The 15,355-nt window shown below is 66.3% G+C and carries 14 protein-coding genes; all 14 read right to left on the bottom strand.

Annotated elements, in window-relative coordinates:
- On the bottom strand, positions 1–137 hold a 137-nt coding region (locus tag VFV19_06085), incomplete at its 3' end, for a GTP-binding protein (GenBank protein ID HEX4823861.1).
- 21 nt (positions 138–158) lie between these two features.
- Positions 159–2,249, bottom strand: coding sequence for an elongation factor G (gene fusA, locus VFV19_06080; GenBank protein HEX4823860.1), 2,091 nt, complete (start codon positions 2,247–2,249; stop codon positions 159–161).
- Between the two features lie 88 nt (positions 2,250–2,337).
- Positions 2,338–2,808, bottom strand: a complete 471-nt coding sequence (gene rpsG, locus VFV19_06075) for a 30S ribosomal protein S7 (GenBank protein HEX4823859.1) — start codon at positions 2,806–2,808, stop codon at positions 2,338–2,340.
- 9 nt (positions 2,809–2,817) lie between these two features.
- The gene (gene rpsL, locus VFV19_06070; protein HEX4823858.1) at positions 2,818–3,192 is read right to left on the bottom strand and encodes a 30S ribosomal protein S12; all 375 of its coding nucleotides are present in this window, start codon (positions 3,190–3,192) and stop codon (positions 2,818–2,820) included.
- Between the two features lie 95 nt (positions 3,193–3,287).
- Positions 3,288–7,517, bottom strand: a complete 4,230-nt coding sequence (gene rpoC / locus VFV19_06065) for a DNA-directed RNA polymerase subunit beta' (GenBank protein ID HEX4823857.1) — start codon at positions 7,515–7,517, stop codon at positions 3,288–3,290.
- 16 nt (positions 7,518–7,533) lie between these two features.
- Entirely contained in the window at positions 7,534–12,069 is a 4,536-nt protein-coding gene (rpoB, locus tag VFV19_06060; protein HEX4823856.1) for a DNA-directed RNA polymerase subunit beta, read from the bottom strand.
- Between the two features lie 86 nt (positions 12,070–12,155).
- Positions 12,156–12,533, bottom strand: a complete 378-nt coding sequence (gene rplL, locus VFV19_06055; GenBank protein HEX4823855.1) for a 50S ribosomal protein L7/L12 — start codon at positions 12,531–12,533, stop codon at positions 12,156–12,158.
- Positions 12,534–12,599: 66 nt separating this feature from the next.
- The gene (gene rplJ, locus VFV19_06050) at positions 12,600–13,130 is read right to left on the bottom strand and encodes a 50S ribosomal protein L10 (protein ID HEX4823854.1); all 531 of its coding nucleotides are present in this window, start codon (positions 13,128–13,130) and stop codon (positions 12,600–12,602) included.
- A gap of 8 nt (positions 13,131–13,138) precedes the next feature.
- Complete coding sequence (rplA, locus tag VFV19_06045) at positions 13,139–13,840, bottom strand: 50S ribosomal protein L1 (GenBank protein HEX4823853.1); 702 nt, start codon at positions 13,838–13,840, stop codon at positions 13,139–13,141.
- A gap of 23 nt (positions 13,841–13,863) precedes the next feature.
- The gene (gene rplK / locus VFV19_06040) at positions 13,864–14,286 is read right to left on the bottom strand and encodes a 50S ribosomal protein L11 (GenBank protein HEX4823852.1); all 423 of its coding nucleotides are present in this window, start codon (positions 14,284–14,286) and stop codon (positions 13,864–13,866) included.
- A complete protein-coding gene (gene nusG, locus VFV19_06035; GenBank protein HEX4823851.1) occupies positions 14,287–14,814 on the bottom strand; it encodes a transcription termination/antitermination protein NusG in 528 nt (175 codons plus the stop codon).
- 17 nt (positions 14,815–14,831) lie between these two features.
- Positions 14,832–15,047, bottom strand: a complete 216-nt coding sequence (gene secE / locus VFV19_06030; protein HEX4823850.1) for a preprotein translocase subunit SecE — start codon at positions 15,045–15,047, stop codon at positions 14,832–14,834.
- 15 nt (positions 15,048–15,062) lie between these two features.
- Positions 15,063–15,212: a 50S ribosomal protein L33 gene (gene rpmG, locus VFV19_06025; GenBank protein ID HEX4823849.1), complete on the bottom strand. Its 150-nt coding sequence runs from the start codon at positions 15,210–15,212 to the stop codon at positions 15,063–15,065.
- A 4-nt stretch (positions 15,213–15,216) separates the two neighbouring features.
- The coding region (tuf, locus tag VFV19_06020; protein ID HEX4823848.1) for an elongation factor Tu at positions 15,217–15,355 on the bottom strand (139 nt) is incomplete at its 5' end.

Raw genomic sequence — 15,355 nt, 5'->3', positions numbered from 1 at the left:
ACCGCTACCTTCCCATTGCTCCGCTTCGCGAGCGTCATCGTGATCGCCGCAGTCAAGGACGTCTTCCCATGGTCCACGTGACCAATCGTCCCCACGTTCACGTGCGGCTTCGAACGATCGAATTTCTCCTTGGCCATCGCTCCGATTCCTCCAGCGCGCTAGCGCTTCGTCGTGCCCGTGACCCGCGCGACCACCTCGTCGGCGATCGCGCGCGGCAGATCTTCGTAACGCGAGAAATGCATCGTGTAGGTGCCGCGTCCCTGCGTGCGGCTCCTGAGATCGGTCGCGTAGCCGAACAGCTCGGCGAGCGGCACGATCGCCTGGATGATCGAGAGCCGGCCGCGCGAGTCCATCGCGCTGATCCGGCCGCGGCGGGCGTTCAGGTCTCCGATGACCTCGCCCATCGTCTCTTCCGGGGTGACGACCTCGACCCGCATCACCGGCTCGAGGAGACCGACGCCGGCCTGCCGGCACGCCTCCTTGAACGCCATCGACGAGGCGATCTTGAACGCCATCTCGGACGAGTCGACCTCGTGGTACGAGCCGTCGTGGAGCGTGACCTTGACGTCACGCATCGGATAGCCGGCGAGGATCCCGCCTTCCATCGCCTCCTCGAAGCCCGCGGCGCACGCGCCGATGAACTCCTTCGGAATCGCGCCGCCGACGATCGCGTTCTCGAAGACGAATCCCTTGTCCGCGCCCGCCGGGGCGACGCGGATCTTCACGTGGCCGTACTGGCCGCGGCCGCCGGTCTGCCGGATGAAGCGCCCTTCGGCCGCGCCCTGGCCCTTGATCGTCTCGCGGTAGGAGACCTGGGGCCGCCCGACGTTCGCGCCGACGCCGAACTCGCGCTGGAGCCGGTCGACGAGGATCTCGAGGTGCAGCTCGCCCATCCCGGCGATCAGCGTCTGGCCGGTGTCCGGGTCGGCGTGGACGCGGAAGGTCGGATCTTCCTGGACGAGCTTGCCGAGCGCGGTCGCCAGCTTCTCCTGATCGGCCTTCGTCTTGGGCTCGATCGCGAGACGGATGACCGGCTCCGGGAACTCCATGCGCTCGAGGAGGACCGGCGCGTCGGGATCGCAGATCGTGTCGCCGGTCGCCGCGTTCCTGAGGCCGACGATCGCCGCGATGTCGCCGGCCCACACCTCGCCGATCTCCTCGCGCTTGTTCGCGTGCATCTTGAGGAGGCGCCCGACGCGCGTCGTCTGCCGGCGCGCCGGGTTGTAGACGGTGGCGCCCGAATCGAGATGGCCGGAGTAGACCCGCGCGAAGGCGAGATGACCGACGAACGGGTCGGTCATGATCTTGAACACGAGCGCGGCGAACGGCGCCTTGTCGTCCGCGGGACGCGAGGCCGGCTCGCCCGTGGCGGGATCGACACCCTCCATGGGCGCGACGTCGAGCGGCGACGGGAGGTAGTCGACGACCGCGTCCAGAAGGGTTTGCACGCCCTTGTTCCGGAACGACGAGCCGCAGAGCACCGGGACGAACCGCATCTGGCAGGTGCCGCGCCGGAGCGCTTCGACGAGGGCGTCGGGGGCGATCGACCGGCCCGAGAGGAACGCCTCGAGGAGCTGATCGTCGACCTCGCACGCCGCCTCGACCGCGCGGTCGTGCGCGGCCCGCGCGGCATCGACGAGCTCCGCCGGGATCTCCTCGACGTGGTACTCGGCCCCGAGGGTGTCGTCGTTCCAGGCGAGCGCCTTCATCCGGACGACGTCGACGACGCCGCGGTAGGTGTCGGCCTCGCCCAGCGGCAGCATGAGCGGGATCGGCCGTGCGCCGAGGCGGTCCTGGATCATCGCGAGGACGCGATCGAAGTCGGCGCCGACGCGATCCATCTTGTTGACGAACGCGATCCGCGGGACGCGGTACTTGTCGGCCTGGCGCCACACCGTCTCGGATTGCGGCTCGACGCCGCCGACGGCGCAGAAGACGGCGACGGCGCCGTCGAGAACGCGGAGGCTACGCTCGACCTCGGCGGTGAAGTCGACGTGGCCCGGCGTATCGATGATGTTGATGCGGTGGTCGTTCCAGAAGCAGGTCGTGGCGGCGGAGGTGATCGTGATCCCGCGCTCTTGCTCCTGGACCATCCAGTCCATGGTCGCGGTCCCGTCGTGCACCTCGCCGAGCTTGTGCGTGATCCCCGTGTAGAAGAGGATGCGCTCGGTGGTCGTCGTCTTACCGGCATCGATGTGCGCCATGATGCCGATATTCCGAGTCCTCTCCAGAGGTGCCTGGCGCGCCACGTCAAAGATCCATGCGCCCCCGGGGTGAGCCGGGTCGCGATTTAGATCAACAGTTAGCTGTCGACTGTCGACTGTTAACTGTGAACTTCTACCACCGATAGTGCGCGAAGGCTTTGTTGGCCTCCGCCATCTTGTGCGTGTCTTCCTTCTTCTTGAACGCGCCGCCGCGGAGCGCGGAAGCGTCCAAGATCTCGTTCGCCAGCTTCTCCTGCATCGACTTCTCGGAGCGCTCGCGCGAGTACGAGATGATCCAGCGGATCCCGAGCGCGGTGCGCCGTTCGGGCCGCACCTCCACCGGGACCTGGTAGTTCGAGCCGCCGACGCGGCGTGACTTCACTTCCAGCATCGGCTTCACGTTGTCGACGGCCTTGCGGAAGATCTTGACCGGATCGTCCTTGCCGCGCTCCTGAACGAACTGCATCGCGCCGTAGAAGATCGACTCGGCGGTCGACTTCTTTCCGTCGTACATGAGGCAGCTGATGAACCGCGTCACGAGCGGAGACTGATAGACGGGATCCGGCAGGATCTCGCGCTTCGGGATGTTACCGCGTCGAGGCATCGTGAATCCTCAGGCCTTCGGCCGCTTGGCGCCGTACTTGGACCGGCTCTGTTTCCGGCCGTCGACGCCCATGGCGTCGAGGGTGCCGCGAATGACGTGATAGCGGACGCCGGGAAGGTCCTTCACGCGGCCGCCGCGGATCATGACGATCGAGTGCTCCTGGAGGTTGTGGCCGACGCCCGGGATGTAGGTCGTGACCTCGATGCCGTTCGTGAGGCGAACCCGGGCCACCTTGCGGAGGGCCGAGTTCGGCTTCTTGGGCGTCGAGGTGTACACGCGGACGCACACGCCCCGCTTCTGCGGGCAGCGCACGAGCGCCGGGCTCTTCGTTCGCGAGCGCTGCTGGTCGCGCCCGGCTCGGATCAACTGGCTGACGGTCGGCACCCACCACTCCTGAAACCCGGAATATCCGGGCGAAAAACCCGGGGATACTAACAGAACGCTCCGAGGGCGGTCAAGACCGCCCTCGGAAGACGTCCCTACGCTGTCTTTCCCGGCTCCGGCTGGCCCGTGGCGGCGGCCGCCGCCGCCCGGAGCATCTCGGAGAACCGGTCCGTGTCGAGATCGATCTCGGGCTCGACCAACTCCTCGACCATCTCTTCTTCCATCGGCGGAGGCCCGTCGGGCGCGATCTGGATGTCCGAGTAGAGCGACATCCCGGTCCCGGCCGGGATGAGCCGGCCCATGATGACGTTCTCCTTGAGGCCGCGCAGGTGATCGACCTTGCCGGAGATCGAGGCCTCGGTCAGGACGCGCGTGGTCTCCTGGAAGCTCGCCGCCGAGATGAACGAGTCGGTCGAGAGCGACGCCTTCGTGATGCCGAGGAGGAGCGGGCGGCCGCGCGCCGGCGCGCCGCCGGAGGCGAGCACGCGCTCGTTCTCCTCGACGAACCGGAAGCGGTCGACCTGCTCGTCGACGATGAACTCGGTGTCGCCGACGTCCTCGACTTTGATCCACCGCATCATCTGCCGGATGATCGTCTCGAGGTGCTGGTCGTTGATGTTGACGCCCTGGAGGCGGTAGACCTCCTGGATCCCGTCGAGCAGGTACTTCTGCAGCTCGCGCTCGCCCAAGATCTCGAGGATCTTGTGCGGGTCCTTCGGGCCGTCGGTGAACGCGTCGCCGGCGCGCACGCGCTCGCCCTCCTGCACGTTGACGTGGAGGCCCTTCGGGATCGAGTACTCCCGCTCCTCGCCGTCATCGGTGCGGATGACGATCTTGCGCGAACCCTTGACGATCTCGCCATAGTGCACGGTACCGTCGACCTCGGCCATGACGGCCGGATCCTTCGGGTGACGCGCCTCGAAGAGATCGACGACGCGCGGCAGGCCGCCCGTGATGTCCTTCGTCTTCGTCGTGGCGCGCGGGATCTTCGAGAGAACGTCGCCTTCCTGGAGCGGCTCGCCGTCCCGGACCATGAGGATCGCGTGCACCGGCATGAGGATCTTCCGGAGCACCTTCCCCTTGGTGTCGACGACGAGGAGCTGCGGGTGCTTCTTCTCGTCCTGCGACTGGACGATGACCTGGCGGGAGAAGCCGGTGACCTCGTCGACTTCCTCCTGCATCGTCACGCCGGTCTCGATGTCCTGGAACTTCACCGTGCCCGGAACGTCGGTCAAGATCGCGTACGTGTACGGGTCCCACTCGGCAAGCTTGGTCCCCGAGTCGACGACGTCGCCGTCCGCCACCTCGAGCACGGCGCCGTAGACAACCGTGTAGCGCTCGCGCTCGCGGCCGTCACGATCCTGGATCACGAGCGCGCCGTTCCGGTTGATCGCGACCGGCTTCCCGTTCCGGTTGATGACGAACTTGATGTTCTGGTACTTGACCGTACCGGCGTTCCGGCACTCGATCGACGACTGATCCTCGATGCGCGCGGTGCCCCCGATGTGGAAGGTCCGCATCGTGAGCTGTGTGCCGGGCTCGCCGATCGACTGCGCGGCGATGACGCCGACCGCCTCGCCGAGCTCGACGAGGCGCCCGGTGGCGAGGTTGCGGCCGTAGCAACGGATGCAGACGCCGCGTTTGCACTCGCAGGTGAGCACCGACCGGATGCGGACGCTCTCGATGCCGGCGTCCTGGACGGCGGTCGCGAGGTCCTCGTCGAAGACCGAATTGCGGCCGACGATGACGTCGGACGTCAGCGGGTCGCGGACGTCCTCGAGCGCGACGCGGCCGACGATCCGGTCGCGCAGCTCTTCGATGATCTCGCCGCCTTCTTCGATGCGGCCCACCTCGATCCCTTCGATCGTCCCGCAGTCCTCTTCCGAGATGATGACGTCCTGGCTGACGTCGACGAGGCGGCGCGTGAGGTAACCGGAGTTCGCCGTCTTGAGCGCCGTGTCCGCGAGGCCCTTGCGGGCGCCGTGCGTCGAGATGAAGTACTGGAGCACGTTGAGGCCTTCACGGAAGTTCGCCGTGATCGGCGTCTCGATGATCTCGCCCGAGGGCTTGGCCATGAGGCCGCGCATCCCGGCGAGCTGGCGCATCTGCTGCTTGCTGCCGCGGGCGCCCGAGTCCGCCATCATGAGGATCGGATTGAACTCGCGCCGCTCGCGCTCGAGGCGGTTCATCTCGCGGAACATCGCCTCCGAGACGCGCTCGGTTGCCTCGGACCAGATCGCGATGACCTTGTTGTAGCGCTCGCCGTTCGTGATGACACCGTCGAGGTATTGCTGCTCGACCTCGATCTGATCGGCGCGGGCCTTGTCGACGACCTGGGCCTTCTCCGGCGGGACGACCATGTCGTCGACGCCGATCGACACCCCCGCGCGGGTCGCGTAGGTGAAGCCGAGGTCCTTCAGCGCGTCCACGAGCTCGACGGTCCGGTTGATCCCGTTCCTGAGGTAGCAGTAGTGAACGAGCGACTGGAGGCCCTTCTTCTTGAGGAGGCCGTTCAGGTACGGCAGCTCCTCGGGCATGTGGTCGTTGAAGATGACCCGTCCGACGGTCGTGATGAGCCGGTAGTTCTCGACCTGCTGCTCGGGGGCGCGAGCGACGTTCTCGCGATCCTTCGGGGGAAGGGTCGTGAGGTCGATGAGGCGCCCGGTGTAGCGGAGGACGATGCGCGACAGCGTCTCGACCTCGCCCGACTGGTACGCGAGGATGACCTCGTCGGTCGAGCTGAAGGCGCGGCCCTCGCCCTTGGCGCCCGGGCGCTCCTGCGTGAGGTAGTAGCAGCCGAGCACGATGTCCTGCGACGGGTTCACGATCGGCAACCCGTTCGCCGGCGACAGCACGTTGTGCGTCGACATCATGAGGACCTGCGCCTCGATCTGGGCCTTCGCCGACAGCGGCACGTGGACCGCCATCTGGTCGCCGTCGAAGTCCGCGTTGAACGCCGTGCAGACGAGAGGGTGGATCTTGATCGCCTTCCCCTCGACGAGCACGGGCTCGAACGCCTGGATGCCGAGCCGGTGCAGCGTCGGCGCGCGGTTCAGGAGCACGGGGTGCTCCTGGATCACCTCTTCGAGGTAGTCCCAGACCTCGGGACGCTCGAGCTCGACCATCTCCTTCGCGGCCTTGATCGTCGAGACGAGCCCTTCGCGCTCGAGCTTGTTGTAGATGAACGGCTTGAACAGCTCGAGCGCCATCTTCTTCGGCAGGCCGCACTGGTGGAGCTTGAGCTCGGGGCCGACGACGATGACCGAGCGGCCCGAGTAGTCGACGCGCTTGCCGAGGAGGTTCTGGCGGAAGCGCCCCTGCTTGCCCTTCAAGGTGTCCGACAGCGACTTGAGCGGGCGGTTGTTGCTGCCCCTGAGGACGCGGCCGCGGCGGCCGTTGTCGAAGAGCGCGTCGACCGCCTCCTGGAGCATCCGCTTCTCGTTGCGCACGATGACGTCGGGCGCCTTGAGGTCGAGGAGCTTCTTCAGGCGGTTGTTCCGGTTGATGACGCGGCGGTAGAGGTCGTTCAGGTCGGAGGTCGCGAAGCGGCCGCCGTCCAGCGGCACGAGCGGCCGGAGCTCCGGCGGAATGACCGGGATGACATCCAGGATCATCCACTCGGGGCGGTTGCCGCTCTTGCGGAAGGCGTCGACCACCTTGAGGCGCTTCGCGTACTTGAGGCGCTTTTGCATCGACGTCTCGTTCCGCATCTTTTCGCGCATCTCGCGGGCGAGCGTGTCCACGTCGACGCGGGCGAGCAGCTCCTTGATCGCCTCGGCGCCCATGCCGGCGGTGAACTGATCCGGATATTGATCCATCAGCTCGCGGTACTGCTCTTCGGTGAGGCTCTGACGCTCCTCCAGGGTCGGGACGTCGCCCGGGTCGATGACGCAGTACGCCTCGAAGTAGAGGATCCGCTCGAGATCGCGCAGGGTCATGTCGAGGAGGTGTCCGATGCGCGACGGCAGACCCTTGAAGAGCCACACGTGGCTGACGGGACTCGCCAGCTCGATGTGGCCCATCCGCTCGCGGCGGACCTTGCTCTGCGTGACCTCGACGCCGCACTTGTCGCAGACGACGCCCCGGTGCTTCATGCGCTTGAACTTGCCGCAGAGGCACTCCCAATCGGTCACCGGGCCGAAGATCTTCGCGCAGAATAGGCCGTCGCGCTCCGGCTTGAAGGTCCGGTAGTTGATCGTCTCCGGCTTCGTGACCTCACCGTACGACCACGAACGGATCTTCTCCGGCGACGCGAGGCTGATCCGGATCGCGTTGAAGTCGTTGATCGTCTTCGCCTTGTCGAACAGGAACGAAGGTCGGCTCAATTTTCCTCCCTCCCCGTCAGATCATCGAGGGGCCGCGAGCGTCGGGACGATCGCTCAGCAGCTCGACGTCGAGGCAGAGGCTCTGAAGTTCACGAACCAATACGTTGAACGATTCGGGCAGGCCGGGCTCCACGGTGGGCTCGCCCTTGACGAGCGCCTCGTAGATCTTCGTCCGGCCGTAGACGTCGTCGGACTTCACGGTGAGGAGCTCCTGGAGGATGTGCGCCGCGCCGTACGCCTCGAGCGCCCACACCTCCATCTCGCCGAAACGCTGGCCGCCGAACTGGGCTTTGCCGCCGAGCGGCTGCTGCGTGATGAGCGAGTACGGCCCGATCGACCGTGCGTGGATCTTGTCGTCGACCAGGTGGCTGAGCTTCAGGAGATAGATGTAGCCGACGGTGACGAGCTGCTCGAACGCCTCGCCCGTCTTTCCGTCGCGAAGCTGGATCTTGCCCGACGACGGGAGGCCGGCGACGTGGAGCTGCGTCTTGATGTCGGTCTCGAGCGCGCCGTCGAAGACCGGCGACGCGAAGGTGACGCCCTCGGCGAGGGCGCGGCCGAGATCGAGCACCGTGTCGTCGCCCGCCGCCGTGACCGCATCCTTCATCGGGCCCGGGGGCAGCATCTCCGATAGACGCGCCCTTACGGCGGAGACCGCCTCCCCGCGCTCGCGGGTCAGCTGCGCCTCGATCCACGAAGCGTGCCGTGAAGCGGCCCACCCCAGGTGGGTCTCCAAGATCTGGCCGACGTTCATGCGCGACGGCACGCCGAGCGGGTTGAGGACGACCTCGACCGGAGTACCGTCCGGGAGGCACGGCATGTCCTCCTCGGGGAGGATCCGAGCGATGACGCCCTTGTTGCCGTGGCGGCCCGCCATCTTGTCGCCCACGGAGAGCTTGCGCTTCATGGCGACGTAGACCTTGACCATCTTGATGACGCCGGGAGCGAGCTCGTCGCCCTTCTGGAGGGTGGCGACCTTGTCCTCGTTGAGCTTCTTCAGGATCTGGACGCGCTTCCTGGTGCGCTCCTCGATGCGCCGCATCTCGGCGAGCTTCTTCTGGTTGGTCGTGTCGATCTCGCACCGGTGCAGGTCTTCGGTGGAGATCTCCGCCATGACCTCGCGGCTCATCTCGGTCCCGGCCGCGAGGATGTCCTGCTTCGTCTGCTTCGAGCGGAGCGGCGTCGAGAGACGCTCGCCCTCGAGGAGCTCGATGAGCCGCTTCCGGTCTTCCTCGCGGAGGATGCGGATCTGGTCTTCGAGGTCCTTGTTCATCCGGTCGATGTCGGCCTGCTCGATCTCGAGCGCGCGGGAGTCCTTCTCGACCCCCTTCCGGCAGAAGATCTTGACGTCGACGATCGTGCCTTCGATCCCCGGCGGCGTGGTGAGCGACGCGTCGCGCACGTCGCCGGACTTCTCTCCGAAGATCGCCCGCAGGAGCTTCTCTTCGGGGGTGAGCTGCGTCTCGCCCTTCGGCGTGACCTTGCCCACGAGGATGTCGCCCGGCTTCACGTGCGCGCCGATGCGGATGACTCCGGACTCGTCGAGGTCCTTCAGGAACTCCTCGGCGACGTTCGGGATGTCGCGCGTGATCTCCTCGGGCCCGAGCTTCGTGTCGCGCGCCTCGATCTCGAACTCCTCGATGTGGATCGAGGTGAACGAGTCCTCGCGCACGAGCTTCTCGGAGACGAGGATGGCGTCCTCGAAGTTGTAGCCGCGCCACGGCATGAACCCGACGAGGACGTTCCGCCCGAGCGCCAGCTCGCCCCGCTCGGTGCACGGGCCGTCGGCCATGACCTGGCCCTTCTCGACGCGCTGGCCTTGCTTCACGATCGGGCGCTGGTTGATGCAGGTGTTCTGGTTGCTGCGCTTGAACTTCGTCAGCGAGTAGATGTCGGCGCCGAAGTCCTCGCGCCCCTGGGCGCCCACCCGGACGATGATGCGCTGGCTGTCGATGAGATCCACGATGCCGGCGCGCTTGCAGATGACGACCGAGCCGGAGTCCTTCGCGGTGACCGCCTCCATCCCGGTGCCGACGAAAGGCGCCTTCGGACGGAGGAGCGGCACTGCCTGCCGCTGCATGTTCGATCCCATGAGCGCGCGGTTCGCGTCGTCGTTCTCGAGGAACGGGATGAGCGACGCCGCGACCGAGACGAGCTGCTTGGGCGAGACGTCGATGTAGGCGACGTCGTCCTTCGGCACGAGCTTGAACTCGCCGGCCTTGCGCGCGTTGACCCGCTCGTGGGCGAAGGACAGATCCGGGTTGAGCTTCGCGTTCGCCTGCGCGATGACCGAGCGGTCCTCTTCCCAGGCGGTGAGGTAGAACGAATGCGGCTCGGCCTCGGGCGCGGTCTTGCCGGTCTTACCCAGGCGCTGGACGTCCTTCTCGAACTCGTCCTGCCGCACGACGTCGTGCAGCTTGTACGGGCCGTCCGCGGTCCGGACGATGCGCACGTAGTCGACGACCTGGCCGTGCTCGACCTTGCGGTACGGCGACTCGATGAAGCCGTAGTCGTTGATCCGCGCGAAGCACGACAGGGACGAGATGAGCCCGATGTTCGGACCTTCGGGGGTCTCGATCGGGCAGATGCGGCCGTAGTGCGTCGGGTGGACGTCGCGGACTTCGAACCCCGCCCGCTCGCGGGAGAGCCCGCCGGGGCCGAGCGCCGAGAGTCGGCGCTTGTGCGTGACCTCCGAGAGGGGGTTCGTCTGGTCCATGAACTGGGAGAGCTGGCTGCTGCCGAAGAACTCCTGGATCGCCGCCATGACCGGCTTGGCGTTGATCAGGTCGTTCGGCATCGCCGTCGTCATCTCCTGGTAGACCGACATCTTCTCCTTGATCGCGCGCTCCATGCGCACGAGGCCGATGCGGAACTGGTTCTCCAGGAGCTCGCCGACGCTGCGGACGCGGCGGTTGCCGAGATGGTCGATGTCGTCGACCTCGCCCACGCCCTTCCGGAGCTTGAGCATGTAGCGCAAGACCTCGATGAAATCCTCGCGCGTCGGCGTGCGGTCCTCGCCCTTGTCCCAGCGCTCCTTGACCGACGCCGGCCAGTCCTTCTCGGACATGCTGTAGAGCTTCGTGTTGAACTTCAGCCGCCCGACCTTGGAGAAGTCGTAGCGGGTCGGGTCGAAGAAGAGGCCGTTGAAGAGATTGCGGGACGACTCGAGCGTCGGCGGATCGCCGGGCCGGAGGCGCCGGTAGATCTCGAGGAGGGCGTCGTTCTGCGTCTTGACCGCGTCCTTCGCCAACGTCTCGAGGAGGATGCCGCCGACGTCCTCGGCCTCGGGGAAACAGACGTCGAACGACTCGACGCCGGAGGCGACCAGGCGCTCGATCGCCTCGGCGGTCAACGGCTTGCCGACCTCGACGAGGACCTCGCCCGTCGCAGGGTCGGCGAGATCGCGGATCGTGCACGCCCCGTCCATCTCGGACGTCTCGAGCGGAATCCACTCGATCTTCGCCTTGCGCAGATCCTCGAGCTGCTCCGCCTTGACCCGACGGCCCTTCTTCAGGATCTCCTCGGCGGATTTCCCGTGGGTCACGGACTGCCGGATCTTCTTCCCGACGGCCCCGGCGTCCGCCTTCACGACGAACTTGCCTTGGTCGAGCTTGACCGTGGCGGCCGTGTAGAAGGCGCGCAGGATCGACGCGTCGTCCTCGAGACCAAGCGCCCGGAGGAACACCGTGGCGGGGAACTTCCGCTTCCGGTCGATCCGCACGTAGAGGATGTTCTTCTGGTCGTACTCGAACTCGACCCACGAACCGCGGTACGGGATGACCTTCGCCATGAAGGAGGTCTTCTGCGCGTCGGACTGGTAGAAGACGCCCGGGCTCCGGTGGAGCTGGCTCACGATGACCCGCTCGGTCCCGTTGATGATGAAGGTCCCGTTCTCGGTGAGCATGGGGATCTCGCCGAAGTAGACCTCCTGCTCCTTGATGTCGCGGATGCTGCGCGCCTCGGTGTCGGGATCCTTGTCGTAGACGACGAGCTGGATCGTCACCTTGAGCGGCACCGTGAAGGTCTGCCCGCGCTCCTGGCACTCGTCGACGTCGTACTTGAATTTGAGCGCGACCGGGTCGCCGCACTGCTCGCAGTCCTTGATCGTGACCGGGGTCAGGTTGCCGCAGTGGTCGCAGAGCACCTCGCTGCCCCGCGCGTCGGGGGCGATCAGGCGGCGACCGCAGTGGGTGCACTCCGACCGCAGGTGCTCGATGCCGGCCAGCTCGCCGCACTTGCACTCCCAGTTGCCGATCGTGTAATCGACGAACTCGAGGGAGCAGGTCTGCCGGAAGTCCCGGATCGGGAAGACCGACTTGAAAACCGATTGGAGCCCCGCCGGATCGCGGTCCGCGGGCGCCGTGTGCATCTGGAGGAACCGCTCGTAGGAGCGCTTCTGGACCTCGATCAGGTTCGGCATCGGGACGGAGGTCCGGATGCGCGAGAACTCGATCCGCTTGGAACTCGTGGTCCTGAGGGCCTCGGACATCTCGATTTCAACCCCTTTCGGGACCCGGTCGCCCGGGTCCCAGGTTTGAGGTGCCGACGGCACGACCGCCCCTCCCTTGGGAAAGGCGGCCGGCCGGCGCCGCGTCACTCATGGAGCGCCGCGCCTGGTAGACCGTCCGGACGCGGACGCTACTTGATCTCGACCTTCGCGCCGACGGCCTCGAACTTCTTCTTCATCGCCTCGGCGTCGTCCTTCGTCACGCCCTCCTTGATCGTCTTGGGCGCGCCGTCGACCAGGTCCTTGGCCTCCTTGAGGCCGAGGCTCGTCACTTCGCGGACGACCTTGATGACGTTGATCTTGTTGTCGCCGACTTCCTTGAGGACGACCTCGAACTCGGTCTTCTCCTCGGCCGCGGGGGCCGCGGCGGCCGCAGGGCCTGCGGCGGCCATCGCCATGGGCGCGGCCGCGGAGACGCCCCACTTCTCTTCGAGCATCTTCACGAGCTGGGCCGCCTCCATGACGGTGAGCGAGCTCAGGTTCTCCGCAATCGACTGCAAGTCAGCCATGATCCGAATCCTCCGTTGCGACCGGGAACTCCCGGCGTTGTGACGTTTCGATCCTGTTCCCCGGGGCTAGGACGCCCCGCCTTCGAGCTTCTCCCGGCGCGCATCCAACGCACGCGCCACCTGTCCTGCCGGCGTGTTGAGGAGCCGGACGAGTTGCGTCGCCGGCGTGTTCACGAGCGCCAAGAGCTGCGCACGCAGCTCCGGCAGGCCCGGCAGCGTCGCGAGCTGCTTGATGCCGTCGGCGCCGTAGACCTCGCGCGCGTCGACGACGCACGCGACGAGCTTGAGCTGCGGATTGTCCTTCGCGAAATCCGAGAGGACTTTCGCGAGCCCGACCGGATCGGTCGCGTGCCCCGCGAGGCCGCAGGTCCCGCGCAGCTTGTCGGCGATCTTCGCGACCGCCGTGCCCTCCGAGCCGCGCCGCGCGAGCCGGTTCTTGAGGACGCGGTAGCTCCCTCCGACCGCACGGATCTTGCGCCGGAGATCGGTCGACTGGCTCGCCGTCATCCCCTTGTAGTCGGTGAGGATCACGTGAGGCATGCCGCGGAACGACTCCGTGAGGGTCGTGACGACGTTGGTTTTTTCAGACCGCTGCACGACTCACCTCACGCCGTGGGCAGCTCGACCGAGACGGGGTCGACGGCGATCGACGGCCCCATGGTCGAGCAGAGGTAGATGGACTCGACGTACTTCCCCTTCGCGGCCGGCGGCTTCGCGCGGAGGACGGCGTGGATGACCGCGAGCGCGTTGTCCGAGATCTTCCCGTCGGTGAACGACATCTTGCCGACCGGCACGTGGATGATCGCGGTCTTGTCGACGCGGAACTCCACCTTGCCGGCTTTGATCTCGCCGATCGCCTTCGCGACGTCGAACGTCACCGTGCCGGTTTTCGGGTTCGGCATGAGGCCGCGCGGCCCGAGGACCTTACCCAGCTTGCCGACGTCCTTCATCATGTCGGGGGTCGCCACGACCGCGTCGAAGTCGGCGAACCCTTCCTGAATCTTCGCGACGAGATCGGCCCCGCCGACGAGATCGGCCCCGGCGTTCTGCGCTTCCTTCATCTTCTCGCCCGCCGCGATCACCGCGACCTTCTTGCTCTTCCCGGTGCCGTGCGGCAGGACGACGGTGCCGCGGACCATCTGGTCGGCGTGCTTCGGATCGACGCCGAGCCGCATCGCGAGCTCGACGGTCTCGTCGAACTTCGCGAACGACGCGGAGCGCATCGTCGCGACCGCTTCCGGAACGGTGTGCGGGCGCGCCTCGACCTTCTTGGCGGAGGCTGCGTACTTCTTGCCTGTCTTGGCCATGACGTTCCGACTCCTCGCGTCGCTTAAACGACTTCGATTCCCATCGAGCGCGCGCTGCCCTCGACGATCTTCACCGCGGCTTCGATCGTGTCGCAGTTCAGGTCCGGGAGCTTCGTCTTGGCGATCTCCTGGACCTGCGCCTTCGTCACCTTGCCGACCTTGTTCTTGTTCGGCGTGCCGGACCCCTTCTCGACCTTCGCGGCCTTCGCCAGGAGGACGCTCGCCGGCGGCGTCTTCGTGACGAACGTGTACGAGTGGTCCTGGTACACGGTGATCACGACCGGCGTGAGCATCCCTTCGCCCTTGGCGGTGCGGGCGTTGAAGTTCTTGCAGAAGTCCATGATGTTCACGCCGTGCTGGCCGAGCGCCGGACCCACGGGGGGTGCGGGGGTCGCCTTGCCGGCGGGAATGTGAAGCTTGATGTACCCGGTGATCTTCTTCGCCATCTAGATCTTCTCCACCTGCTGGAACTCGAGCTCGACCGGAGTCTGGCGCCCGAAGATCGTCACCATGACCTTCAAGGTCGAGCGGTCCTCGTTGACTTCCTCGACCTGGCCCGTGAAGTTGCTGAACGGCCCGTCGTTGATCCGCACCGCCTCACCGGTCTTGAACTCGAGCTTCGGCTTCGGCTTGTCGACGGCGACGGCGACCTGATTGACGATCCGGTCGACCTCCGCGTCCGACAGCGGCACCGGCTTGTTGCCGGTCCCGACGAAGCCGGTGACCTTCGGCGTGTTCTTGACGACGTGCCAGGCCGTGTCCGACATCTCCATCTTGACGAGCACGTAGCCCGGGAAGAACTTCCGCGTCGAGCGCGTCTTCTTCCCGTCCTTCACCTCGACGACCTCTTCGGTGGGAATCAGGATGTCCTCGATGATCTCGGCCATCCCCATCGCGTCGGCCCTCTGGCGAAGGCTCTCTTTGACCTTCCCCTCGAAGCCCGAATACGTGTGGACGATGTACCACTGCTTCATCGCGACCCCCGGCCCACTCATCGCGAGAACGTCCCGATGAGCCGTTCCATGCTCTTCTGCAGGACGAAGTCCACCGCGTAGAGGTACACCGCGCAGATCATGACGAACACGACGACGACGATCGTCGTGTTCCGGACCTCCTTGCGGGTGGGCCAGGAGGTCTTCTGCAGCTCCCCCCGGACGTCCGAGAGGAATGTGGTCAAGCGCGTCCACTGTCCCTTGAGTCCGTCCACGTGCGATCCCTCGCCTTACCGCGTTTCCTTGTGAGCCGTGTGCTTCCGGCAGAACCGGCAAAACTTGTTGAACTCGAGCTTGCCGGTCGTCGTCTTCTTGTTCTTCGTCGTGACGTAGTTGCGCCGCTTGCAATCGGCGCACTGGAGCGTGACGTTCTCGCGCATGGCCTTACTCCACGATGTCCGTGACGGTGCCCGCTCCGACGGTGCGGCCGCCCTCGCGGATCGCGAAGCGCAGCCCCTGCGTCATCGCGATCGGCGTGTGCAGGATCACCTCGAGCGTCACGTTGTCACCCGGCATCACCATC

The sequence above is a fragment of the Candidatus Polarisedimenticolaceae bacterium genome, from assembly GCA_036275915.1.
Taxonomy (GTDB): Bacteria; Acidobacteriota; Polarisedimenticolia; order Polarisedimenticolales; family DASRJG01; genus DASRJG01.
Note: the sequence above shows the minus strand (reverse complement) of the source record. Positions and strands in the feature narration are given on the sequence as shown.